Genomic DNA, 22,142 nt, shown 5'->3' on the forward strand with positions numbered 1-22,142 from the left:
TTCTTTGCGCGGTATGGTCATGGGTCTGACGCTCGGGCTACATCGTGCCCGGTACGCTGATGACGGTCAGCCTGACTACCGAAGGGACCGAGCGGAGACGTGGATCTCGTCAAGCGCCTCTACCACCGGTTCGCGTCACTGGTCCACGAGCTGGCCAAGTTCGGCAGCATCGGCGCGGTCGCCTTCGTCCTTGACACCGCGGTCTACAACCTCTTCCTGCTCGGGCTGGACTGGGGTCCGCTCACTTCCAAGGTGATCGCGACCACGATCTCGTCGACCTTCGCCTACGTGGGCAACCGCTACTGGACCTTCCGGCACCGCGAGCAGAGCGGCCTGGGACGCGAATACTTCCTGTTCTTCCTGCTCAACGGCATCGCACTGCTGTTCGGCCTGCTGGTGATCGGCTTCGCCAAATACACGCTCCACCTGCACGACGGCCTGAGCCTCAACATCGCCAACATCCTCGGCGTCGGGCTCGGCACGCTGTTCCGCTACTGGTCGTACAAGAAGTGGGTGTTCCTGGAGGCCACCGAGCCCATCCCGGTGGAGCTGCCCGACTCCGGGATCAGGCAGGACCGCTGACCACCCGGCCCCGGCCGTTCCCGTCCTCGGCGGGGCGCAGGAAGATGGCGAACGTGGCGGGGCGGCGCCGTACGAGCTCCAGCCTGCCGCCGTCCGCGGCGGCCAGCGCGCGGGCGAGCGTCAGCCCGAGACCGGTGCCCCCGGCCCCGCTGACGTTGCGCTCGAATATCTTGGGCGCGATCTCGTCGGCGATCCCCGGCCCCTCGTCCGCGACCTCGACCACCACGTAGTTGTCGCTGCTGGTGGTGGTGACGGCGACGGTGCCGCCGCCGTGGCGCAGGGAGTTCTCCAGCAGGGAGGCGACCACCTGGCCGAACCCGCCGGTGGTGGCCATCGCCTTCAGCCCGCGGGAGCCTTCGAGGTGCAGGGTGCGCCCGGTGTCGCGGAAGACCGGCTCCCACTCGGTGATCTGCTGGACGAGCACCTCGTCGACCGCGACCGGCTCGGCCTGGGCGTGACGCTGGCGGCGGGCCGCGGCCAGCAACTCGTCGATCACGGCGGTGAGCCGCTCGGCCTGGACGATCGCCGCCTCGCCCTCCTCGCGTACGACCTCCGGCTGGTCGGAGGCGGCGACGATCTCCTCCAGGCGCATGGTGAGACCCGTCAGCGGCGTACGGAGCTGATGAGAGGCGTCGGTGGCGAACTCGCGCTCGCGCGTGAGCAGGTCGGAGATGCGGGCGGCGCTCCGGTCGAGCACCTGGGCGACCCGGTCGAGCTCGGGAATGCCGTAGCGGTGCTTGCTCGGCCGCGCGTCTCCGGAGCCCAGCCGTTCGGCGATCTTGGCCAGGTCCTGCAAGGGCAGCGTCAGACGGCGTGACTGTACGACGGACAAGCTCACGGCCACCGCCAGGGCGGCGCCGGCCAGGGCGACGATGAGCAGGAGCCGGGCCCGGACATCCTGCTCAACTTGCTCCCGGTCACGACTTATCCGGACGTAGACGCCGGTGTTGGTCTGGGCATCCTCGGTCATCAGCTGACCGGACGGCGGGGGGTGGCCGACGGCGGTCATCCTGAGAGGGGTGTCGCGTTCCCAGATCTCTATGAACCGGCTCGGATATTTCTGCTGCAGTTGCTGAGGGTCGAGTGGGGTCTCCTGTACGCGGGCATACTCGACCTCACCGACGAGCCGTTTGGCTTCCGCCCCGAGCTCCTGAGCCGCCTCATCCATGATCAGTCGGCTGACGACGACGCCCAGGGGGACCCCCAGCAGCAGGACCGCGATGACCGCGACGACCAGGGTGGAGGAGAGCAGTCGGCGACGCATCTCCTACTCGCGCTCGAACCTGAAGCCGACCCCCCGGACCGTGGTGATGTATCGGGGCTTGGCGGCGTCGTCGCCGAGCTTTCGGCGGAGCCAGGAGATGTGCATGTCGAGTGTCTTGGTCGAGCCCCACCAGTTCGTGTCCCACACCTCGCGCATGATCTGCTCGCGGGTGACGACCTTGCCGGCGTCTCGTACCAGAACTCGTAGCAGGTCGAACTCCTTGGTGGTCAGGTGCAGCTCCTTCTCCCCCATCCAGGCGCGCCGGGAGTCGGCGTCGATGCGGACCCCCTGGACGACCGGCGTCTCGGAGGTGCCGCGACGCAGCAGCGCGCGGACCCTGGCGAGCAGCTCGGCCAGCCTGAACGGCTTGGTGACGTAGTCGTCGGCGCCCGCGTCGAGGCCGACGACGGTGTCGACCTCGTCGACACGGGCCGTGAGTATGAGAACCGGAGTTCCGTGGCCTTCGGCCCGGATCCGGCGGGCGACCTCCAGCCCGTCCATCTCTGGCAGGCCAAGGTCGAGAACGATGAGATCAATGCCGCCCGACAGCGCCCTTTCCAGGGCTTGTGGGCCGTCGGGACTCACCTCAACCTGGTAGCCCTCGCGGCGCAGCGCACGCGCGAGTGGCTCGGAGATCGAGGTGTCATCCTCGGCAAGAAGTACGCAGGTCATGAAGCGATCGTAGGACCTTAGGCGATCGTTTCCCGGGCACAGCGCGCGGTTTGACTCGTCGTTGACCTATCCATTGACCTGGGCAAACGCGGCTAAACATCGGTTAGTCCGGATTAAATCACCGCGCTGGCCCGTACGCACGGCCTCCGACGGAGCCTGGGCCGCACCGGAAGATGTACCCCGTTGGCACCCGCCTTGTCGCGTTGGCCCTCGTGGTGGCCGTATCCGCGTGGCCGGCTCGGCTCGACGGACATGCCAGATACATCCGATCATCTCACGGCAGACCAGATGCCGCGCCGGCCGACGGCCGGTGGGAGGTCAGTCGGAGGACGGAGGCTCGGCGTAGCGGGCCAGGTAGAGCTGCTCGCCGAGGCTGCGGATCAGGCCGAGCTCGGTCTCCAGGTAGTCGATGTGCTGTTCCTCGTCCTCAAGGATCTCCTCGAAGATGCGGGCCGAGGTGATGTCGCCCTTCTCCCGCATGAGCGCGATGCCCGGCCGCAATCGCTGCAGGACCGACATCTCGACCTCAAGGTCCGCTTTGAGCTGCTCCTCGACGGTCTGGCCGATGTGCAGCGTGCCCAGACGCTGGTAGTTGGGCAGGCCCTCCAGGAAGAGGATGCGATCGGTCAGGCGCTCGGCGTGGCGCATCTCGTCGATCGACTCCGCGCGCGTGTGCTCCGCGAGTTTCGTGTATCCCCAGTGCTCCTGCATCTTGGCATGGAGGAAGTACTGGTTGATCGCGGTGAGTTCCGCGGTCAGTTGCTCGTTGAGCAGCTCGATGATCTGCTTGTCGCCCTGCATGAACGGGCCCCTATCCGGCTAAGCGGTCGTCAATTCATCTGACCGTTTCAGGATTGCACAGATCTTTCGTACACAACGGGCGCAATCACCACCAGCACCGGTGGTATCACGAATCTGCTTCGCGCTTCTCGCTCCCAAGGCGATGCAGTCGTGGACCTCGTTCTCGGTCACAGCACGACAGACGCATACGTACATACGGGGACAAGCCTCTCGGGGGCGGTGAGCGGACAGGGGCGGCCGTTAGGTAAGGCACACCTAAGGTAGCCCACTTTGGTAAGGCTTGCCTATGTTAGGTACGACACAGTTGCCTACCCGCGGAACCGATCTCAGGATCCGCGCGCGATCCACTCCTCCAGATGCGGCGCCTCCGCGCCGATCGTGGTCGAGTCGCCGTGCCCGGTGTGCACGACGGTCTCCGGGGGCAGCGACAGCAGGCGGCCCCTGATCGAGTCGATGATCGTGTCGAACGAGCTGTAGGAGCGGCCGGTCGCCCCTGGACCGCCCTTGAACAGGGTGTCGCCGCTGAACAGCGCGCCCAGGTCGGGGGCCAGCACGCAGACCGCGCCGGGGGCGTGGCCGGGCGTGTGCAGCACCTCCAGCGTGATCCCGCCGACCGCGACCTTCTCGCCGTCGGTCAGCGCCCGGTAGGTCAGCTCGTCGCCGTACTGCTGCTCCCACAGCACCTGGTCGGCGGGGTGCAGCCGGATGGGCGCGCCGGTCCGCTCGGCGAGCGAGCGGGCGGCGTTGATGTGGTCGTTGTGCGCGTGCGTGCACAGGATGGCCCTGACCGTACGCCCGCCCACCCGCTCGGCGATGGCCGCGGCGTCATGGGCGGCATCGATGACGACCACCTCACGGGCGTCACCGACCAGCCAGATGTTGTTGTCGACCTCCCAGGTGCCCCCGTCCAGCGAGAACGTCCCTGAAGTGATGACCCGATCAATCACAGCACGACCACCGACCTCAGAACCTCGCCGCGGTGCATCTTCGCGAACGCGTCCTCGACCTGCCCGAGCCCGATCGTCTCGGACACGAACTTGTCCAGCGGCAACCGGTTCTGCAGGAACAGGTCGATCAGCATGGGGAAGTCGCGCGAGGGCAGGCAGTCGCCGTACCAGGAGGACTTGAGCGAGCCGCCGCGCCCGAACACGTCCAGCAGCGGGAGCTCCAGCTTCATCTCCGGCGTCGGCACCCCCACGAGGACGACCGTCCCGGCGAGGTCGCGGGCGTAGAAGGCCTGCTCGTACGTCTCCGGCCGGCCCACCGCCTCGATGACCACGTCCGAGCCGAACCCGCCGGTCAGGTCGCGAATCGCCTCCACCGGGTCGCTCTCCCGGGAGTTGACCGTGTGGGTGGCGCCGAACTCGCGGGCCCAGCCGAGCTTGCGGTCGTCCACGTCGACCGCGATGATCTTCGAGGCGCCGGCCAGGGACGAGCCGAGGATCGCCGCGTCGCCGACCCCGCCGCAGCCGATGACGGCCACGGTGTCACCGCGCGTCACGCCGCCGGTGTTGACGGCCGCGCCGAGGCCGGCCATGACGCCGCAGCCGAGCAGTCCCGCCACCTCGGCGGGCGCCTCCGCCGAGACCTTGGTGCACTGACCGGCCGCCACCAGGGTCTTCTCCAGGAACGCGCCGATCCCCAGGGCGGGGCTGAGCACCGTACCGTCCGCGAGCGTCATCTTCTGGGTGGCGTTGTGGGTGGCGAAGCAGTACCAGGGGCGGCCGCGCAGGCAGGCCCGGCACTGGCCGCACACCGCGCGCCAGTTGAGGATCACGAAGTCGCCCGGCTCCAGGCCGGTGACGCCCGGCCCGACCGCCTCGACGACGCCCGCCGCCTCATGCCCGAGCAGGAACGGGAACTCGTCGTTGATCCCGCCCTCCCGATAGTGCAGGTCGGTGTGACAGACCCCGCAGGCCTGCACGTTGACGACCGCCTCGCCCGGCCCCGGATCGGGGACGACGACCGTCTCCAGGGAGACTTCCTGACCCTTGGCTCGGGCGATGACGCCCTGCACTTCGTACGGCATGCCAGCCATCTTGTGTCAGGAGGATGATCTCCGCAAGACATAGGGCTGCACCACGCCGAGCCCCCGGGCCGGGCGGCGCCGGATCTTGTGCAGCGCGAACCCCTCCAGCCCCTCGGCCAGCGCGGAGTCCACCAGGACGGTGCCCGGCCGGGCGATGGCGGTGAGCCGGGCGGCCAGGTTGACGGTGGTGCCGAAGACGTCGCCCATCATGGGCACCACCGGCCCGTACGCCAGCCCGATGCGCAACTCGTCCCGCTCCACCAGGTCCAGCGCGATGGCCGCCGCCTGGGCCGCGGTCGGCGCGGTGAACAGCACCTCGTCACCCAGCGTCTTGACCAGCCGCGCGCCGTGGGAGGCCACCACGTCGGAGGCGTGCGACTCGAACCCCTCCACCAGCTCCGCCAGCGCCCTCTCGTCGAGCTCGCGGCTCCGCCTGGTGAACGAGACCAGGTCCGCGAACCCCACCGCCATCGGCACCCGGCTCGGCGCGAGCTCGTCGCCGACGTCGGCCAGGGCCAGCAACCGGGTGCCGGCGGCGGCCAGCTGGGCCCGCCAGACGTGGATCAGCAGCCGCTCGAAGTCGGGCAACAGGCCGCGGGCGGTGTCGAGCACCCGGTTCAGGTCGCCGTGCGACGGCTCCTGCGGCAGCACGGTGCCGATCACGATCTCGGCCTGCCACTGCGCCAGCCTGGCCGTGGTCTGGCCGAGCGCGCGGGCCATCCGGATGAGCGTCTGCTCGTCGAGCAGGCCGCTGCCGAGCATGCCGCGCACCCGGCGCAGCGCGTCCACGTCGGCATCGGTGAACGCCACCGCGTCGCCGGCCCGCTGCGCGAAGCCGAGCGCGCGCCAGATGCGCTCGGCCAGCTCCTGCGGCACGTCGGCCTTGGCCGCCACCTGCTCCTTGGTGAAGCGCGGTGGCAGGCCGACGAGCTGCCGCTCGATGTCGGCGGCGGTGGGCCGGGGCGGGCGAGGTTCGTTCACCCGAAGGAGGTTACGTCAGCGGCCGTCCACCTCGCCGTCGGAGGCGTCCTCGACCAGCCGGAACAGGTCGGTGCGGACATCCTGGATCCTGGGTATGTCACGCAGCACGATCTCGCCCCTGTCGCCGGCGGACTCGACGGTCAGCGTGCCGCAGCCGAGCAGCCGCTCGGGGAACGTCTGGTCGGAGCTGACCGTGTTGACCTTGGTGATCGGGATCTCGTCGGTCGACTTGTTGAGCACGCCGGTGCTGATCGTGAAGCGGTGGGTGGTCAGCACGTAGCCGGTGTTCTTCCACTGCAGGTAGGGGACGAACGACCAGATCGTCAGCAGGATGAGGCCGATGACGCCGACGGCGATCCTGGCATAGGTGGCGTACTGCCAGTCGCTCGGGATGAAGTACACAGCCACGCCGGCGGCGGCGACGATGAGGACCAGCGCGATGAGGGGGACGATGAGCCGCTTCCAGTGGGGGTGGAAGGATCGGACTCGCCGCTCACCCTGCGTCAGATGATGGTCGGGAAGGGTCATGGGGCAAATCGTGCCACCATCCCCGTCCCGCTGCCACGCCGCCGACCGAAAGCGCGCGTGCGCCCCATTTTCCGCGCTGTACGCCCTACTTCTCCCCCGTTCGTGCCCTACTTCTCCGCGCGTACGTGCACGACGTCGCCCGCGCTGAGCGTGTGGCGCTCGCCCGCCTCCTCCACCTGGAGGTGCCCGGCCGCGTCGACGTCCGTGGCCAGGCCGGTCAGCGACCTCCCGCCGGGCAGCTCCACCCTGACCCGCTGCCCGACCGTGGCGCTCGACGCGAGGTAGGCCGCGCGCAACCCGGCCGCCTCCGCGTCGCCCGCCACCGCCGTCAGGTCGCGGTAGTGGCTCTCGACCTCCCTCAGCACCGCCCGCAGCAGCGGATCCCGGTCCACGCACGCCGCCTTCTCGATGCCCAGCGACGTGGCCGTCTCGACGGGGAGCTCCTCCTGCCGGAGCGAGACGTTGAGCCCCATGCCGATGACGACGGCGTCGTCCACCCGCTCGGCCAGCACGCCGGCCAGCTTGCGCTCGCCGATCAGCAGGTCGTTGGGCCACTTCAGGCGGACCTCCACCTCGGCCAGGCGGCGCACGGCCGAGGCGGCGGCGACGCCGTACATCAGGGAGAGCCAGCCCTGCGTGGCGGGCGGCAGGCTCGGCCTGAGCAGCACCGAGAACGTCAGCCCCGACCGGGGCGGCGCCGACCAGGCGCGGCCCAGCCTGCCGCGGCCGGCCAGCTGGGCCTCCGCGACCAGGACGGTGCCCTCCGCGGCGCCCGCGCGGGCGGCCTCGGCCAGGTCGGCGTTGGTGGAGCCGGCGCTGTCGACGACGGTCAGCTTCGTCCACAGGGACCCGGGACGGACCAGGGCACGGTTGAGTGCCGCCTCCGAGAGCGGAGGACGGTGCAGGTCGGAGTAGCGCGAGTCGGCCATCCCCCTATCTTCGCTGATGGGCCGCCGTGGGCACGGCCGGGAAAGGGGAAGATAGGGACATGAGCACGTCTTTCCGCCCACGCCTCCGGGCCCCGTGGCGGCCCTTCGACGTCGGGTCGCGCAAGCCGGACACCCGCCTGGAGTTGTGGCCGCTCGACGCGCCACCCCCGGGGGATGTTTCACGACTTAACGGTAAAACTTGGGCAAAACTTTGCGACTCGGGCTGCTACGCCCCCGGCACTGCGCGGTGCGCGTGAAGACGCGGCCGGGACCCATCACCCGTACCAGGATCAGGGAGATCAACGGCTCCGTCGCCCGGGACCGCCGCGACGACCTGGCCACCGAGGAGCCGCTGGAGATCCGGCTCACCGCGCCCGACGGCGAGCGCAGGACCGTGGCGATCACCATGCGCACGCCGGGGCACGACTTCGAGCTGGCCGCCGGGTTCCTGCACGGTGAGGGCCTGGTCCGCCCCGGTGGCATCGCCGCCATCGCCTACTGCACCGACGAGGACCTCCCGCCGGAGGCCCGCTACAACACTGTGACCGTGCACATACGTGGCCCGATCCCCGACCTGCCCGCCCTGGACCGGCACTTCCTCACCTCCAGCGCGTGCGGCGTCTGCGGCTCCGCCAGCCTGGACGCGCTGCACGACCGCTGCTCGCCCATCCCGGACGGCACGCTGCGGATCTCCCCCGACCTCCTGTACGGGCTGCCGGAGGCGCTGCGCGCGGCCCAGGGCGTGTTCGGCAAGACGGGCGGGCTGCACGCCGCCGGGCTGTTCTCGGCCGGCGGTGCGCCGGTCGCGGTCCGGGAGGACGTGGGCCGGCACAACGCCGTGGACAAGCTCGTGGGCTGGGCCGCGCTGACCGACCACCTGCCGCTGGCCGAGCACGTGCTCATGGTCAGCGGGCGAGCCAGCTACGAGATCATGCAGAAGGCGCTGGCGGCGGGCGTGCCGGTGGTCTGCGCGGTGTCGGCGCCGTCGTCGCTGGCGGTGGAGCTGGCCAAGGAGTTCGGCGTGACGCTGGTGGGCTTCCTGCGGGGCGAGCGCTGCAACGTCTACGCGGGCGAGCACCGGCTCCTCATGGACTGAGCGCTCAGCCGGTGTTCTGCAGGCCCGCCGCCACCCCGTTGACCGACAGCAGCAGCAGTGTGGACAGGCGTTCGCGTTCCTTCTCCGACGGGTTGCCGGTGCGGAGCGCGCGCAGGGCCCGCAGCTGCAGGTGGGACAGGGCGTCCACGTACGGGTCGCGGAGCTGGACGGCGCGCGAGAGGACCTTGCGGTTCTCCAGCAGCCGGCTGTGGCCCGTGACGCGCAGGACCAGGTCCCTGGTCCGGTCGTATTCCTCCAGGACCTGCCGCGCGAAGTCCTCCCTGCCGCCCAGCGCCAGGTAACGCTTGGCGATCGAGCGGTCGGTCTTGGCCAGGGACATCTCCGCGTTGTCCAGCATCGCGTTGAACAGCGGCCACTCCGCGTAGGCGGCGCGCAACTCGTCGAGAGAGCCGACCGAGGCCAGGCCGGTGCCGAGGCCGTACCAGCCGGGGAGGTTGACCCGGGTCTGCGCCCAGGCGAACACCCACGGGATCGCCCGCAGGTCGTCGAGGGAGCGGGGCGCGCCCAGGCCGCGCCGGGCCGGCCGCGAGCCCAGCCGGAGAGTGCCGATCTCCTCCAGCGGGCTGACCAGCCCGAACCACTCGGGGAACCCGGGCGCCTCGGTCAGCGCGCGGTAGGCCTCCTCCGACGCCGAGGCCACCCGCTCGGCCAGGCCGCGGAAGCGTTCGGCCGCGGCGGCGGTGCGGGCGCTCACCGTGGGCGAGGAGGCCAGCAGCACGGCGTTGGCCACCTGCTCCAGGTGGCGGCGGGCGATGGCGATGTGGCCGTAGCGGGCGAAGATGACCTCGCCCTGCTCGGTGACCTTGAAGCGGCCCGCGACCGAGCCGGGCGCCTGGGCCAGCACCGCGCGGTTGGCCGGGCCGCCGCCGCGGCCGAGGGCGCCGCCGCGGCCGTGGAACATGCGCAGCTTCACGTCGTGCTCGGCGGCCCAGGCGGTGAGCTCCTCCTGCGCCTCGTAGAGTCGCAGGGTGGCGGCGGCCGGGCCCAGCTCCTTGGCCGAGTCGGAGTAGCCGAGCATGATCTCCATGCGCCGGCCGGTGTCCTCCAGGCGCTTGCGCACCTGCGGGATCTCCAGCATCCCGGTGAGCACGCGCGGCGAGTTGGCCAGGTCCTGTCCCGACTCGAACAGCGGCACCACGTCCAGCACCGGCGCCCGCCCGCCGAGCGCGTGCCCGGCCAGCTCGTAGACCGCGGCGATGTCGTCGGCGGAGCGGGTGAAGGAGACCACGTAGCGGGAGCAGGCGGTGACGCCGTAACGCTCCTGGACCCAGCCGATCACCCGGATCGTGGCCAGCACCTCCTCGGTGCGCTCCGACAGCTCCCCGCCGGCCCGGATCTCCTCCAGGGCCGCCGCGTGCACCTGGGAGTGCTGGCGCACCTCCAGCTCGGCCAGGTGGAAGCCGAACGTCTCGACCTGCCAGATGAGGTGCTGCAGCTCCCCGTAGGCCTGCCTCGGCGCGACGGAGGCCAGCGACTCCTGGGCCAGGCGGAGGTCGGCGAGCAGCTCGGCCGGGGCGCGGTAGGCGAGGTCGAGGTCGCGCCTGCGGGTCGCGGCGATGCGCGCGGCCACGAACAGCAGCCACTGCCGGTGCGGCTCGCGCGGCGAGCGGGTGGCCAGCTCGGAGACCACCTCGGGATAGGCGTCCACGGCCGCGGTCAGCGCCGACTTCAGCTCCGGCGAGCAGGGGGCGAGCTGGGCGGAGACGGTGAGCGTGCGGCCGATGCGGGTGCAGGCCGTCTCCAGGGCGGTCAGCACGTGCTCGGACTGGATCTGGATGGTCTCCCGGGTGACCCGGGAGGTGACGTTGGGGTTGCCGTCGCGGTCGCCGCCGATCCAGCTCCCGTACCTGATGAAGGGTCTGGCCTGGGGTGGCCGGGTGCCGGTGCGCTCGTCGAGGGCGGCGTCCAGCGAGCGGTAGACCTGGGGCACCATGCGGAACAGCGTCTCGTCGAAGGCGGCCATGGCCGTACGCACCTCGTCGAGCGGGTCGAGCTTGGTCGAGCGGAGCTGGGCGGTGCGCCACAGCAGGTCGATCTCCTCCAGCATGCGCCGCTTGTTTTCGGCGCGCTCGGAGGCGCCGCGGCCGGGGCTGTTGTACTCGGTGAGCTGGCCGCTGATCCGCTGGATCGCGGTGACGACGGCGCGCCGGCGCGCCTCGGTGGGGTGCGCGGTGAGCACCGGGTGCAGCTCCAGATCCCGCAGCAGCTCGGTGACGCGCTCCTGCCCGAGCTCCTGTACGGCCTGGGCCAGCGACTCGCGCTGCACCCTGCCCTCGGCGTCCCGTTCGCGCAGCGTGCGGATGCGGTAGTGCTCCTCGGCCAGGTTGGCCAGGTGGAAGTAGCAGGTGAACGCGCGGGCGACCTCGACCGCCCGTTCGATCTCCCATTCGGCGACCATGGCGGTGATCTCGTCGGCCGAGACCTCGCCCTTGCGTGCGGCGATGACGGCCTTGCGCAACCGTTCGACGTCGGCCAGCAGGTCCTCGCCACCCTGCTCGGCCAGCACCTGGCCGAGCAGTTTGCCGAGCAGGCGCACGTCGTGGCGCAACTCGTCGGGCATCTCGGTCACGGCGGTGCTGCGGCGTTCGAGCCCCTGGTCAATCATGTTCTGAAGATATCGACTGGTCCGGAACGACCGTAGACCGGTCTCACTGATTGGACTAGACCACTGTGCGTGGCGCCTTCGCTCCGCAGGCGTCAGCTCGCCTTGGAGACCGCCGCGAGCAGCTCGGGCATCCTGGCGAAGCCGATGTTCGCGGCCAGCCGCCGGCCCAGCACCTCGGCGAGCAGCCCGTAGAACGGCGCCACCACGCAGACCCAGACGAGCCCCAGCGCCATCGGCAGCAGGATCGGCAGGGCCAGCAGCGCGATGCCGGCCATCGCCCCCATCGACGCGGCCAGCGCCTGGCCGCCCTGGCCGGGGGCGGCGCCGCTGAAGGCGTTCATCCGCTCGGGCAGGCTGTAAGGGAGGATCACGCTGGTGACCGAGCCGACGCCCAGCCCGACGCCGAGCGCGCCCCAGCCGGCCAGCACTCCCGGGACGATCAGCTCGGGCTGCCCGGCGAACAGGCCGGAGGCGACCGCGATCACGGCCAGCAGCGGCACCGCGATCACCGCGTTGGCCAGGTGGCGCCCGGCCAGGTCGGTACGGAGATCGCGCTCGGAGCCGAAGGCCACGGCGTTCATCCACAGCGAGCGGCCGTCGATGCCGAACGTGTTGGCCGACTGCAACGCGATCATGACGGCGCCGATGGAGGCCAGGAAGACCGGCAGCGCGGCCACGGCGTCGCCGTCGCCCCTGCCGCCCAACGAGAACGACAGCACCAGCGTGACGAAGACCGCGCTGGCCCAGCTCACCCGGAACCGCGGCTCGCGCCTGATGTACTTCAGCTCCTTCGTCACCACCGCCGCCAGCGGCCCGTCCGGCAGGAACCGGTCGACCAGCCCCCTGCCCTTGCGCACGGAGGCCGTCCCCTGGGTGGAGGAGTCGGGCGTGACCAGGGCCCGGCCGAGCGCCTTGATCCACAACCAGCCGAGCAACGCCACGACCCCGGCCAGGACGGCGAGGTCGGCCAGGCCGGCCGGCCCGCCGTCGGCGATCGCGTGCGCGGCCATGCCGGGCGGGGTCCACCTGAGCACGGCGGCGATCCGGTGCAGCTCGGCGGCGGGGTCGGCGAAGCCCCGGTTCATCAGCAGGTTGGGCAGCTGCGCGAGCACCACCACGAGCAGCACGGCCACGGCCAGCAGGTCACGGCCGCGCCGGCTGCGCAGCGCGCCGGACAGCGCCGTGGTGATCAGCCTCGACGTCACCACGCAGAGCGCGAACTGCAGCAGCACGGCCGGGATCCCGAGCAGGAAGCCGCCCACGCCGCCCGCCAGCCCGACCAGGGCGCCGAAGGTGACGACGAGCATCGCCACGGGCCAGACGCCGGTGACGGACGCGGTGAACATGCCGACCGCCATCCGGCGCGTACGCAGCGGGAACAGCGACAGCCGCGCCGGGTCCAGCGTGTCGTCCAGCCCGAACGCCATCAGCGGCACGATCATCCAGCTCACCAGGAAGAGCGTGAACGCCACGGTCACGAGCGAGGCGGCGATGTCGGCGGGGGCCAGGCGCAGCAGGCTCATCAGGAAGAAGCCGAGCACGGCCAGGCCGGCGGCGATGAGCAGGGTGAAGATGAAGCCCAGCTTGCGCTGGAGGTCGCCGCGCAGGTTGCCGGCCAGCAGCCGGATCTTGAGCTGCGCGAAGAGCAGGACGGTGCTCATCGCCGCTCCCCGCTCACTGCTTCCTCCCGCCGAGCCCGCTCACTGCTTCCTCCCGCCGAGCCAGGTCAGGCCCGCCTCGCCGTCGCCCCGCGAGCCGCCCACCAGGTCCAGGAACGCCTGGTTGAGGCTGCGCTCGCCGCGTACGTCCGCCAGCGTGCCCTGTGCCACGATGTGCCCGGCGCTCATGACGGACACCCAGTCGCACAGCCGCTCGACCAGGTCCATGACGTGGCTGGAGAAGATCACGGTGGAGCCGGAGCCGGTGAAGCGGCGCAGCACGTCGGTGAGGGTGTTGGCGCTGACAGGGTCGACGCCCTCGAACGGTTCGTCGAGGAAGAGCACCGACGGGTTGTGCAGCAGCGCCGCCGCCAGGCCGATCTTCTTGCGCATGCCGGTGGAGTAGTCGACGACCAGCTTGTCGGCGGCGGCGGTCAGGTCCATCACGTCGAGCAGCTCGCCCGCGCGCTGCTCGACCTCGGCCTTGGGGATGCCGCGCAGCCTGCCGTTGTAGAGCAGCAACTCGCGGCCCGACAGCCGCTCGAACAGCCGCAGCCCTTCGGGCAGCACGCCGATGCGCGCCTTGACCTCGACGGGGTCGCGCCAGACGTGGAACCCGTCCACCTCGGCCGAGCCGCCGTCGGGGCGGAGCAGCCCGGTGATCATGCTGAGAGTGGTGGTCTTTCCTGCTCCGTTCGGCCCGACTAACCCGGCGAAACTGCCGGCGGGGACCACGAGGTCCACCCCCGCCACCGCGACCTGGCCGCCGTACCGCTTGAACAGGCCGTGCGTGCGAACGGCATCCGTCATGGATCCACTCTAGGAGGAGGTATTAGCCTTGCGCGCATGAGCGGAGCTGCTGAGAAGGTGCCGGAAGGCCCGGATATCCACACCACTGCCGGGAAGATCGCCGACCTGGAGCGGCGGCTCGACGAGGCCCTGCACGCCGGGTCCACTGCCGCGGTGGAGAAGCAGCACGCCAGGGGCAAGATGACCGCCCGCGAGCGGGTGCTGGCGCTGCTGGACGAGGGGTCGTTCGTCGAGTTCGACGAGTTCGCCCGACATCGGTCCTCGATGTTCGGCCTGGAGAAGCGGCGGCCGTACGGCGACGGCGTCATCACCGGGCACGGCACGATCGACGGCCGGCAGGTGTGCGTGTTCTCGCAGGACGTGACCGTGTTCGGCGGCTCGCTCGGGGAGGTGTACGGCGAGAAGATCGTCAAGGTGCTCGACCTGGCGATCAAGACCGGCTGCCCGATCATCGGCATCAACGAGGGCGGCGGCGCGCGCATCCAGGAGGGCGTGGTCGCGCTCGGCCTCTACGCCGAGATCTTCAAGCGCAACGTGCACGCCTCCGGCGTCATCCCGCAGATCTCGCTGATCATGGGGGCGGCGGCCGGCGGGCACGTCTACTCGCCCGCGCTGACCGACTTCGTGGTGATGGTGGATCAGACGTCGCACATGTTCATCACCGGGCCAGACGTGATCAAGACGGTGACGGGTGAGGAGGTCACGTTCGAGGAGCTCGGCGGGGCTCACGCGCACAACACCAAGTCGGGCGTGGCCCATTATCAGGCCACCGACGAGGAGGACGCGCTGGAATACGTCAAGGCGCTGCTCTCCTACCTGCCCTCCAACAACCTGGACGAGGCGCCGTTCTCCGCCGCGGCCACCGACCTGGAGCCGGACCCCGAGCTCGACGAGCTGATCCCCGACTCGGCCAACCAGCCGTACGACATGCGCAGGGCGATCGAGCACGTGCTGGACGACGGGGAGTTCCTGGAGGTCCAGGCGCTGTTCGCGCCGAACATCGTGGTCGGGTACGGCCGCCTGGACGGGCAACCGGTGGGCGTCGTGGCCAACCAGCCCATGCATTTCGCCGGATGTCTGGATATCAACGCATCCGAGAAGGCCGCCAGATTTATTCGAACATGTGATGCGTTTAATATCCCTATACTGACTTTTGTAGATGTACCGGGATTCCTTCCAGGCACCGATCAGGAATGGAACGGAATCATCCGCCGCGGCGCCAAGCTCCTCTACGCCTACGCCGAGGCCACCGTGCCGCTGATCACCGTCATCACGCGCAAGGCGTACGGCGGCGCGTACGACGTCATGGGCTCCAAGCACCTCGGCGCGGACGTCAACCTGGCCTGGCCCACCGCCCAGATCGCGGTCATGGGAGCCCAGGGCGCGGTCAACATCCTCTACCGGCGTGAGCTGGCCGCCTCCGAGGACCCGGAGGCCGAGCGGGCCAGGCTGGTCACCGAGTACGAGGACACGTTGGCCAATCCGTATATCGCGGCCGAGCGTGGCTATGTGGACGCGGTGATCCGGCCGGCCGAAACCCGGCCCCAGATCATCAGGGCGTTGCGAGCGCTACGGAACAAGCGGGCCACGCCGCTGCCCAAGAAACATGGGAACATCCCACTATGACGAGCCATCTGCGTATTGTCCGCGGGGACGCCACGCCCGAGGAGATCGCCGCGTTGGTGGCCGTACTCGCCACGCGGCAGAGCCGGGACACCGGATCGGAGACCCCTCCCCAACCACGTCGCCAAACTTGGCGAAACCCGGCTAGAGGTATGCGTAAGCCTGTCCTCCCAGGGAAGTCGGCATGGCGGATGAGCGCACTACCGTAGATAGATCCTGAGAATCGGGTGTCAAGTTCCCCGGGAGTTGGGACTATCTAGAGAAAGTAGGCGTATATAGTCAGCCGATCAACTAACACCGCGGCCTGGAGGACGACATGGCCATCCCAGACCTCATGCCGCATCCAGTGGCAGCCAAGTACGCCGTCCTAGTGGATGTCGGTTATCTCTACGCTGCAGCGGGTGAGGTGCTGCTCGGCGCGAAGGAACGCAAGGAATATCGGGTGGCCGCCGATGAGCTCATCCAGAGTCTTCAGAAACATGCAGAGGAACGTATTTCCGGCGAACTTCTGCGGATCTATTGGTATGACGCGGCCCGTGACCGCGTGCCCACTGTCGACCAGCGGGTCATCGCCCAGCTCCCGTGGGTCAAGGTGCGGCTTGGCAACCTGAACGCCCGTGGTCAGCAGAAGGGTGTCGACGCGCAGATCAGGAGTGATCTGGAGGCGCTGGCCCGGCATCATGCGGTCACCGACACGATCCTGCTGGCGGGCGATGAGGACATGGTTCCGGCGGTCGAGGCGGCGCAGGCGTACGGCGTGCGCATCCACCTTTGGGGCGTCGAACCGCCTTACGGCACCAACCAGGCAGAACGCCTGGTGTGGGAGTCCGACACCGTAGAAGTGATCTCTGCTGACTTCCTGAGGCCCTTTTTCAGCCGTGCTCCCCAGCCCGTGCCCGTCGCCCCGCCCGCCGCGGCTCCCTCGCCCGCCCAGGTGTTCGCCGGGCGCACGCCCGTCAAGCCGCACGCCAAGCCCGGCCAGGTCGCCAAGCTCGGGCCGAGCCGGCCGCGGGTGGAGGACGTGGGCGAGCACGTGGCGCAGAAGTGGATACTGACCCGCGGTCGCGACAACATCCGCGACCTGCTGCCGGGGCCGATCCTGCCCACCGTCATCGACACCGAGCTGCTCATCGAGGCGGAGAAGGAGCTCGGGCACTCGCTGCGGCCCTACCCGGAGGCGCGGGTGTGGCTGCGTGACGGCTTCTGGGCGCGGGTCTACCGGGAGTTCGACCTCGGGGTGGGGGTCTCGTCCAAGTAGCCCTCCAGGAGGGCCTCGGCGGTCGCCGTGCGCGCGTACAGGACGTAACGGCCGGTGCGGTGGGCCGAGCACAGGCCCGCCCTGCGCAGCGCGGTGAGGTGCTGGTTCGCGCCGGGCTCGGAGAGTCCGGCGCGCTGGGCCAGTTCGCGGGTGGAGGCGGGCTGGTCGAGCTCGGCGAGCAGGCGGGCGCGGGTCCGGCCGAGCACGGCCGCCAGGGCCCGCGGCGGATCCACGTCGCGGCGCTCCCAGAGGGTGGCGATGCCGCGCGGCGCGTAGCGCACGGTCGGCTGGTAGGGCGGCGTGGTCACCGAGAACACCCGCGGCCACACGAACACGCTCGGCACCAGCAACAGCCCCAGCCCGCGCAGCGAACGCGGGCCCGAGGCGCGGCGATGCCGGATGCGCAGCGTGCCGTCCCGCCAGGTGACCGCGTCGTCGAGGTCGGCCAGCATGCGCCGGGCGCCACCCTCCGCGAGCAGCCTGGCCCGGTGCAGGATCTCCCCTTCGAGCAGGGTCCTGATCCGCGGCCAGTACGGCGCCATCGCGGCGGCCCAGTAGCTCTCGACCTCCCCGGCCAGGCGCTCCAGGCCCCGCTCCGGGTCGTCGTAGAGCTCCTGAACCCGTTTCGTCCGGGGACCGGGGATCTCGTCCAGGTCCGAGCGGACCCGGGCGGCCGCGCCCCGCATCGTGGCGAGTTCGAGCGCCAGGTCCGGCATGGAGGTGGACGGCGGGGTGCAGGTGAAACCCGCTATGACGATCGTGGGGACCGGGACCAGGTCGGACAGCAGGCCCCAGTCCACGTCCCGCAGGCGGCGGCGCACCCGGTCGGCCCAGGGGCGTAGCAGGGGGTGGGCCGCCGGGTCCTTCAGCACCCGGACGCTGGCCACGACCTCGCCCAGCGGGGAGATCGCGAAGCGGATGTTCGCGAGGTCGTGGGCCGTGAATGTCAGATCCAGGGTCACTGGATTAGCTTCTCACTTAATCGATGGCGCTGCCAGACGATATTTCCGCATCGTGGCGGACATGTCCACAACGTTCACCGACGAGCCGCTGCTGCGGCTCCGGGCCTTTCGTAATCTGTTCGTCGCCGGCGCGGTCAGCCAGTTCGGCTCGCAGATCAGCTACGTCGCGCTGCCCCTGCTCGCGGTCACCGCCCTGGGGGCCGGGCCGGGCGAGGTGGGGCTGCTGGCGGCCCTCGGCACGCTCACGGTGCTGTTACTCGGGCTGCCCGCCGGGGCCTGGGTGGACCGGGTCAGGCGGCGGCCCGTGATGATCGCCGCGGATCTGTCGCGGGCGGCGGTGCTGCTGTCCGTACCGCTGGCCTGGTGGGGCGGGTGGCTCGGCATGGGTCAGCTCTACGCGGTGGCGGTGCTGGTCGGGGCGGGGTCGCTGGTGTTCGACGTGGCCTCGTTGAGCCTGGTGCCCGGGGTGGTGGGGCGCGACCGGCTGACGGCCGCCAACTCCCTGCTGGTGGGGACCGGGGCGGGGATGGACATCGCGGGGCGGAGCGTGGCGGGGGTGCTGGTGCAGGCGGTGGGGGCGCCGGTGGCGATCTTGGTGGACGCGGTGAGCTACCTGTGGTCGGCGGTCTGGCTGCGCGGCGTCCACGAGCCCAGGGCCCGGGTACGCGAGCCCTCGGCCCGGTCAGGTGAGGTCCGCGAACCCTCGGCTCGGTCGCGCGGTGGCCGAGAGACCGCGGGCGGGTCGTGCGGGGGCCGCGAGGCGGTGGGCGGGGCTCGGGGCGGGGAGGGCATCGGGCGGCAGATCGGCGCCGGAGTGCGTTTCCTCTTCGGCGACCGCGTGCTCGTGGCGGCCCTGGTGCAGGGCACGATGGCCAATCTGGCGTTCCCGCTGTGCTCGGTGTTGCTGCCGGTGCTCGTCGTCGAGCAGCTCGGCTACCCGGAGTGGGTGCTGGGGGCCTACCTGGCGGTGGGCGGGCTGGGCACGCTGGCCGGCTCGACGTCGGCTCATCTGCTCGGGCGCCGCCTGGGCACCGGCCGGGCCACCTTGCTGGTCAGCCTGGCCACCGCGCCCGCCTCGCTGGTGATCCCGTTCCTGGGGTCCGGGCCGTGGTTGTGGGCGGCGGCGGGGGCGTGGTTCGTGCTGACGTTCCGCGTCGGGGTCAACAACGTGCTGCTGGTCAGCCTGCGGCAGCGCGTCACGCCGGACGACATGCTGGGCCGGATGACCGCCACGATGCGGCTGCTGCTGATGGGCGCGGTCGGCCTGGGCGGGCTGCTGGCGGGGCTGCTCGGGGAGGTGTGGGGCGTACGGTCGGCGTTGTGGCTGGGCGCCTTGATCATGGCGCTGAGCTGGCTTCCCATCCTACGCTCCGACCTGCGCCACCAGCCCTGATCGGCCGGTCCGATTCCCGCTCGCGCCTGCTCGTCCGCCCGGCCGACGCTGGGGTCCGATTTCCGCCAGCCGATGGTCCCTGGCAGGACATACCGTCGGAGACATGGCTCCACCCGAACTCGACTTCGACTCGTGTTACCGGGCCGTCTCCGCCCGGGACGCCCGGTTCGACGGGCGGTTCTACACGGCGGTGAAGACGACCCGCATCTACTGCCGTCCGATCTGCCCGGCGCGCACTCCCTCGGCGCGCAACGTACGCTTCTACCGGCATGCCGCCTCGGCCGAGGCGGCCGGGTTCCGCCCGTGCAAGCGCTGCCGGCCGGAGCTCTCCCCCGGCGATCCCGGCTGGGATCTGCGGGGCGACCTCATCGGCCGGGCGCTGCGGCTGATCGACGACGGGGCGGCCGACGAGCGGGGCGTCGCCGGGCTGGCCAGGCGGTTGCACATCACCGAGCGCCACCTGCACCGGCTGTTCGTGGCCGAGCTGGGCGCCGGGCCGCTGGCGGTGGTGCGTACGCGGCGGCTCCTGCTGGCCAAGCAGCTCCTGACCGAGACGGGGCTGCCGGTCACGGAGGTGGCGTTCGCGGCGGGGTTCGGGAGCGTCCGGCAGTTCAACGCGACCATGCGCGAGACGTACGGCTTCACGCCCAGCGAGCTCCGGGCCACGGCGGGCCGCCGGGCGGACGAGTCCGTGGCGGGTCCCGCGACGCTCCGGCTGCGGCTGCACCGGCGGGAGCCGTACGACGTGGAAGGGGTCTTCGCGTTCCTGACCTCGCGGGCGATCCCGGGGCTGGAGACGGCGGACCTGAACTCTTACGCGCGGGCCGTGCCGGGCGGGACGATCACGCTCACCCCGCGGCGCGACCACATCGCCCTGGACGTGGCGGTGGCGGACACGCGGCAGCTCGCCCGGGTGGTGGCCCGGTGCCGGCGGCTGCTGGACCTCGACGCGGATCCGGAGGCCATCTCCGGCGTCCTCGGCCGTACCTCGCTCGGTCCCCTCGTGTCGGCCCGGCCGGGGCTGCGGGTGCCGGGTACGTTCGACGGCTTCGAGCTGGCCGTGCGCGCGGTCGTGGGGCAGCAGATCTCCGTGGCGGGCGCCCGTACGCTGCTGGGCCGGATCGTGGCCAGGGCCGCCGCGCCCGGCGGGCTCTTCCCCACCCCCGAACACCTGCTGGAAACCGACCTCACGGGCCTGGGGCTGACCAACCGCAGGATCGACACGCTCAAGCGCCTGGCCACCGTCCTGGTGGAGGAGCGCGTCGACCTGGACGGCGGCCAGGATCCGGCGGAGGCCGTGGCGGGGCTGCTGGAGGTGCCCGGCATCGGGCCGTGGACCACCGGCTACATCGCCCTGCGCGCCCTGCGCGACCCCGATGCCTGGCCCGTGGGCGACCTCGGGCTGAAGCGGAGCATGTCCGCGCTGGGCATCCCTGACGAGCACATCGAGCGGTGGCGCCCGTGGCGGGCGTACGCCGCCCTGCACCTCTGGAGTTCCTCATGATCGCTGCCCAGATCCTCCCGACCCCGGTGGGTCCGCTGGCCCTGCTGTCCCGGGAAGGGACACTGGTCGCGGCCGGCTTCACCGCCGACCCCACGGAGATGTTCGTCCGGCTCACGCCGGCCCTGCAGGCGGAGGGCCTGGAGGTCGGGGCCGACCTCGGCGCCGCCTCCGAGGCGGTGCGGGCGTACCTGGACGGGGACCTGGCGGCGCTGGACGCCGTCCCGGTCTCGCAGCCCGGCACGCCCACGCGCAGGCGCCTCCACGAGGCGTTGCGCGAGGTCAAGCCGGGGACGACCGTGTCGTACGCGGAGCTGGCCGAGCGCGCGGGCCTGCCGCGGACGGCGGCACGGGCGGCGGGGTCGGCCTGCTCCCAGAACCTCATCGCGTCGTTCGTGCCCTGCCATCGGGTGTTGCCCAGCGGCGGGGGATATGGCGGGTATTACTACGGCGTACCGGTCAAGGAATGGCTGCTTGCCCACGAATCCGGGCAAATTATTAACGCTTTGTAGTCGGACGACTTCATTCGGTAATATTTTCGCATGCCGACTCAGCAACATGAATATCTCTTGGAGTTAGTCCAGCAACGCCCTTCCCTGGTGGCCACGCTGCTGGCGGAGAAGGGCGTGACGGTTCCGGCTTACCAGGAAGCCCGGCTGGACAGTTGCGACATGACCGAACGAGTGCCCACGGAATACCGTGCGGACTCGGTCGTCGTCATGGTCGACAAGAATCCGGTCTCGGCGGTGGTGCTGGAGGTCCAGCGGGAATATGACCACAGAAAGACCTGGTCCTGGCCCGTTTACCTGGCCACGCTTCGAGGGCGCGTGAAGTGCCCCTGCATACTGCTCGTCTTCTGTCCGAGCAGGACGGAGGCCACCAAGTGCGCCCAACCCATCGACATGGGGCATCCAGGCTGGACGCTCCATCCGATCGTCCTGGGCCCGGACGAGGTGCCCATGGTCACCGAAGTCGACCGGGCCATAGCCAACCCCGAGCTCATGGCACTCTCCGCCATCGTGCACGGCGCGGGAGACGACGGCGCCAAGGTCCTCCAGGTGATGCACGACGCCCACGAGCACCTGTCCGAAGAGCAGCAAAGCTATTCTGATCTGGTACTCGACCTGCTACCGAAAGACGCCGTCAACAAGTTCAAGGAGATCCAGATGGCAATAGTGAGGGAGTACAAGACCTCGAGGGGATACCGGAGCTCGCTGGTTCGCAGCTGGGTCGCGGCAGGAGTTGCGGAAGGCGAGGCGATGGCCATCCTGCGGATCCTGAGCAAGCGGGGCATCCCGGTGCCAATCGAGGTGCAGGAGCGCATCCTCGACTGCATCGACTCCGAAGTCCTGGAGACCTGGATCGACAGAGCCCTCGACGTCAGCAGCGTCGACGAACTGTTCGACTGAGGGCCGTGGGCGGCGGGCCG

Annotated in this window: 22 protein-coding genes; 9 read left to right on the forward strand and 13 right to left on the reverse strand. The window is 70.5% G+C overall.

Annotated features, from left to right (window positions below; genetic code table 11):
• Positions 1–99: 99 nt before the first annotated feature.
• Positions 100–582, forward strand: a complete 483-nt coding sequence (locus BLS95_RS07810) for a GtrA family protein (protein ID WP_090930197.1) — start codon at positions 100–102, stop codon at positions 580–582.
• Here BLS95_RS07810 and BLS95_RS07815 read toward each other — a convergent pair.
• From BLS95_RS07815 to BLS95_RS07855, 9 genes are all read right to left on the reverse strand, one after another.
• On the reverse strand, positions 566–1,846 hold the full coding sequence (locus tag BLS95_RS07815; protein WP_090930198.1) for an ATP-binding protein: 1,281 nt from the start codon (positions 1,844–1,846) through the stop codon (positions 566–568). The genes BLS95_RS07810 and BLS95_RS07815 overlap by 17 nt on opposite strands.
• A gap of 3 nt (positions 1,847–1,849) precedes the next feature.
• The gene (locus tag BLS95_RS07820) at positions 1,850–2,518 is read right to left on the reverse strand and encodes a response regulator transcription factor (RefSeq protein WP_043620820.1); all 669 of its coding nucleotides are present in this window, start codon (positions 2,516–2,518) and stop codon (positions 1,850–1,852) included.
• Between the two features lie 318 nt (positions 2,519–2,836).
• Complete coding sequence (gene bfr / locus BLS95_RS07825) at positions 2,837–3,319, reverse strand: bacterioferritin (protein WP_090930199.1); 483 nt, start codon at positions 3,317–3,319, stop codon at positions 2,837–2,839.
• Positions 3,320–3,337: 18 nt separating this feature from the next.
• On the reverse strand, positions 3,338–3,514 hold the full coding sequence (locus tag BLS95_RS07830; protein ID WP_090930200.1) for a (2Fe-2S)-binding protein: 177 nt from the start codon (positions 3,512–3,514) through the stop codon (positions 3,338–3,340).
• 131 nt (positions 3,515–3,645) lie between these two features.
• Positions 3,646–4,266: an MBL fold metallo-hydrolase gene (locus BLS95_RS07835; RefSeq protein WP_090930201.1), complete on the reverse strand. Its 621-nt coding sequence runs from the start codon at positions 4,264–4,266 to the stop codon at positions 3,646–3,648.
• On the reverse strand, positions 4,263–5,348 hold the full coding sequence (locus BLS95_RS07840; RefSeq protein ID WP_090930202.1) for an S-(hydroxymethyl)mycothiol dehydrogenase: 1,086 nt from the start codon (positions 5,346–5,348) through the stop codon (positions 4,263–4,265). Before BLS95_RS07840 ends, BLS95_RS07835 begins: the two co-directional genes overlap by 4 nt.
• A gap of 15 nt (positions 5,349–5,363) precedes the next feature.
• The gene (locus BLS95_RS07845; RefSeq protein WP_090930203.1) at positions 5,364–6,329 is read right to left on the reverse strand and encodes an adenylate/guanylate cyclase domain-containing protein; all 966 of its coding nucleotides are present in this window, start codon (positions 6,327–6,329) and stop codon (positions 5,364–5,366) included.
• A gap of 15 nt (positions 6,330–6,344) precedes the next feature.
• On the reverse strand, positions 6,345–6,857 hold the full coding sequence (locus tag BLS95_RS07850) for a PH domain-containing protein (RefSeq protein WP_090930204.1): 513 nt from the start codon (positions 6,855–6,857) through the stop codon (positions 6,345–6,347).
• Positions 6,858–6,964: 107 nt separating this feature from the next.
• Positions 6,965–7,786, reverse strand: coding sequence for a biotin--[acetyl-CoA-carboxylase] ligase (locus BLS95_RS07855; RefSeq protein WP_090930205.1), 822 nt, complete (start codon positions 7,784–7,786; stop codon positions 6,965–6,967).
• 253 nt (positions 7,787–8,039) lie between these two features.
• Between BLS95_RS07855 and fdhD the strand changes: the two genes are divergently transcribed.
• Positions 8,040–8,882 carry a formate dehydrogenase accessory sulfurtransferase FdhD gene (gene fdhD / locus BLS95_RS07860; protein ID WP_090930496.1) on the forward strand — a complete coding sequence of 281 codons (843 nt, stop codon included), beginning with the start codon at positions 8,040–8,042 and terminating at the stop codon, positions 8,880–8,882.
• 4 nt (positions 8,883–8,886) lie between these two features.
• Here the strand turns inward: fdhD and BLS95_RS07865 are convergent, their stop codons facing one another.
• From BLS95_RS07865 to BLS95_RS07875, 3 genes are all read right to left on the reverse strand, one after another.
• Positions 8,887–11,508: a phosphoenolpyruvate carboxylase gene (locus BLS95_RS07865; protein ID WP_090930206.1), complete on the reverse strand. Its 2,622-nt coding sequence runs from the start codon at positions 11,506–11,508 to the stop codon at positions 8,887–8,889.
• 92 nt (positions 11,509–11,600) lie between these two features.
• Positions 11,601–13,169 (reverse strand): hypothetical protein, encoded by a 1,569-nt coding sequence (locus tag BLS95_RS07870; RefSeq protein WP_090930207.1) that lies wholly within the window; start codon positions 13,167–13,169, stop codon positions 11,601–11,603.
• A gap of 39 nt (positions 13,170–13,208) precedes the next feature.
• A complete protein-coding gene (locus BLS95_RS07875; protein WP_090930208.1) occupies positions 13,209–13,976 on the reverse strand; it encodes an ABC transporter ATP-binding protein in 768 nt (255 codons plus the stop codon).
• Between the two features lie 36 nt (positions 13,977–14,012).
• Here BLS95_RS07875 and BLS95_RS07880 point away from each other — a divergent pair, with 36 nt between their 5' ends.
• The 3 genes from BLS95_RS07880 to BLS95_RS07890 all read left to right on the forward strand — a co-directional run bounded on the left by BLS95_RS07880 (position 14,013) and on the right by BLS95_RS07890 (position 16,857).
• Positions 14,013–15,602 carry an acyl-CoA carboxylase subunit beta gene (locus BLS95_RS07880; protein ID WP_090930209.1) on the forward strand — a complete coding sequence of 530 codons (1,590 nt, stop codon included), beginning with the start codon at positions 14,013–14,015 and terminating at the stop codon, positions 15,600–15,602.
• A complete protein-coding gene (locus BLS95_RS07885; protein ID WP_090930210.1) occupies positions 15,599–15,808 on the forward strand; it encodes an acyl-CoA carboxylase subunit epsilon in 210 nt (69 codons plus the stop codon). The genes BLS95_RS07880 and BLS95_RS07885 overlap by 4 nt, the downstream gene beginning before the upstream one ends.
• A gap of 107 nt (positions 15,809–15,915) precedes the next feature.
• Complete coding sequence (locus BLS95_RS07890; RefSeq protein WP_090930211.1) at positions 15,916–16,857, forward strand: NYN domain-containing protein; 942 nt, start codon at positions 15,916–15,918, stop codon at positions 16,855–16,857.
• On the opposite strand, the gene BLS95_RS07895 is transcribed toward BLS95_RS07890, so the two are convergent.
• Positions 16,815–17,819, reverse strand: coding sequence for an ArsR/SmtB family transcription factor (locus BLS95_RS07895; protein ID WP_090930212.1), 1,005 nt, complete (start codon positions 17,817–17,819; stop codon positions 16,815–16,817). The genes BLS95_RS07890 and BLS95_RS07895 overlap by 43 nt on opposite strands.
• Positions 17,820–17,880: 61 nt before the next feature.
• On the opposite strand from BLS95_RS07895, the gene BLS95_RS07900 reads away from it, so the two are divergent.
• From BLS95_RS07900 to BLS95_RS07915, 4 genes are all read left to right on the forward strand, one after another.
• A complete protein-coding gene (locus BLS95_RS07900; RefSeq protein ID WP_090930213.1) occupies positions 17,881–19,212 on the forward strand; it encodes an MFS transporter in 1,332 nt (443 codons plus the stop codon).
• Positions 19,213–19,315: 103 nt separating this feature from the next.
• Entirely contained in the window at positions 19,316–20,716 is a 1,401-nt protein-coding gene (locus tag BLS95_RS07905) for an Ada metal-binding domain-containing protein (RefSeq protein WP_090930214.1), read from the forward strand.
• Entirely contained in the window at positions 20,713–21,225 is a 513-nt protein-coding gene (locus BLS95_RS07910; RefSeq protein WP_090930215.1) for a methylated-DNA--[protein]-cysteine S-methyltransferase, read from the forward strand. The genes BLS95_RS07905 and BLS95_RS07910 overlap by 4 nt, the downstream gene beginning before the upstream one ends.
• Before the next feature lie 30 nt (positions 21,226–21,255).
• Positions 21,256–22,122 (forward strand): hypothetical protein, encoded by an 867-nt coding sequence (locus BLS95_RS07915; protein ID WP_143043626.1) that lies wholly within the window; start codon positions 21,256–21,258, stop codon positions 22,120–22,122.
• The last annotated feature ends 20 nt before the right edge of the window (positions 22,123–22,142 follow it).

This window comes from Nonomuraea jiangxiensis (genome assembly GCF_900099965.1).
GTDB lineage: Bacteria > Actinomycetota > Actinomycetes > Streptosporangiales > Streptosporangiaceae > Nonomuraea > Nonomuraea jiangxiensis.

Bases quoted from the DNA above. Each gene is read 5' to 3' on its own strand.
- BLS95_RS07885 (WP_090930210.1), top strand. From the start codon at position 15,599: ATGACGAGCCATCTGCGTATTGTCCGCGGGGACGCCACGCCCGAGGAG.
- BLS95_RS07870 (WP_090930207.1), bottom strand. From the start codon at position 13,169: ATGAGCACCGTCCTGCTCTTCGCGCAGCTCAAGATCCGGCTGCTGGCC.
- bfr (WP_090930199.1), bottom strand. From the start codon at position 3,319: ATGCAGGGCGACAAGCAGATCATCGAGCTGCTCAACGAGCAACTGACC.
- BLS95_RS07915 (WP_143043626.1), top strand. From the start codon at position 21,256: ATGCCGACTCAGCAACATGAATATCTCTTGGAGTTAGTCCAGCAACGC.
- BLS95_RS07890 (WP_090930211.1), top strand. From the start codon at position 15,916: ATGGCCATCCCAGACCTCATGCCGCATCCAGTGGCAGCCAAGTACGCC.
- BLS95_RS07910 (WP_090930215.1), top strand. From the start codon at position 20,713: ATGATCGCTGCCCAGATCCTCCCGACCCCGGTGGGTCCGCTGGCCCTG.
- BLS95_RS07880 (WP_090930209.1), top strand. From the start codon at position 14,013: ATGAGCGGAGCTGCTGAGAAGGTGCCGGAAGGCCCGGATATCCACACC.
- BLS95_RS07900 (WP_090930213.1), top strand. From the start codon at position 17,881: ATGTCCACAACGTTCACCGACGAGCCGCTGCTGCGGCTCCGGGCCTTT.
- BLS95_RS07875 (WP_090930208.1), bottom strand. From the start codon at position 13,976: ATGACGGATGCCGTTCGCACGCACGGCCTGTTCAAGCGGTACGGCGGC.
- BLS95_RS07865 (WP_090930206.1), bottom strand. From the start codon at position 11,508: ATGATTGACCAGGGGCTCGAACGCCGCAGCACCGCCGTGACCGAGATG.
- BLS95_RS07815 (WP_090930198.1), bottom strand. From the start codon at position 1,846: ATGCGTCGCCGACTGCTCTCCTCCACCCTGGTCGTCGCGGTCATCGCG.
- BLS95_RS07855 (WP_090930205.1), bottom strand. From the start codon at position 7,786: ATGGCCGACTCGCGCTACTCCGACCTGCACCGTCCTCCGCTCTCGGAG.
- BLS95_RS07830 (WP_090930200.1), bottom strand. From the start codon at position 3,514: ATGTACGTATGCGTCTGTCGTGCTGTGACCGAGAACGAGGTCCACGAC.
- BLS95_RS07840 (WP_090930202.1), bottom strand. From the start codon at position 5,348: ATGCCGTACGAAGTGCAGGGCGTCATCGCCCGAGCCAAGGGTCAGGAA.
- BLS95_RS07905 (WP_090930214.1), top strand. From the start codon at position 19,316: ATGGCTCCACCCGAACTCGACTTCGACTCGTGTTACCGGGCCGTCTCC.
- BLS95_RS07820 (WP_043620820.1), bottom strand. From the start codon at position 2,518: ATGACCTGCGTACTTCTTGCCGAGGATGACACCTCGATCTCCGAGCCA.
- BLS95_RS07850 (WP_090930204.1), bottom strand. From the start codon at position 6,857: ATGACCCTTCCCGACCATCATCTGACGCAGGGTGAGCGGCGAGTCCGA.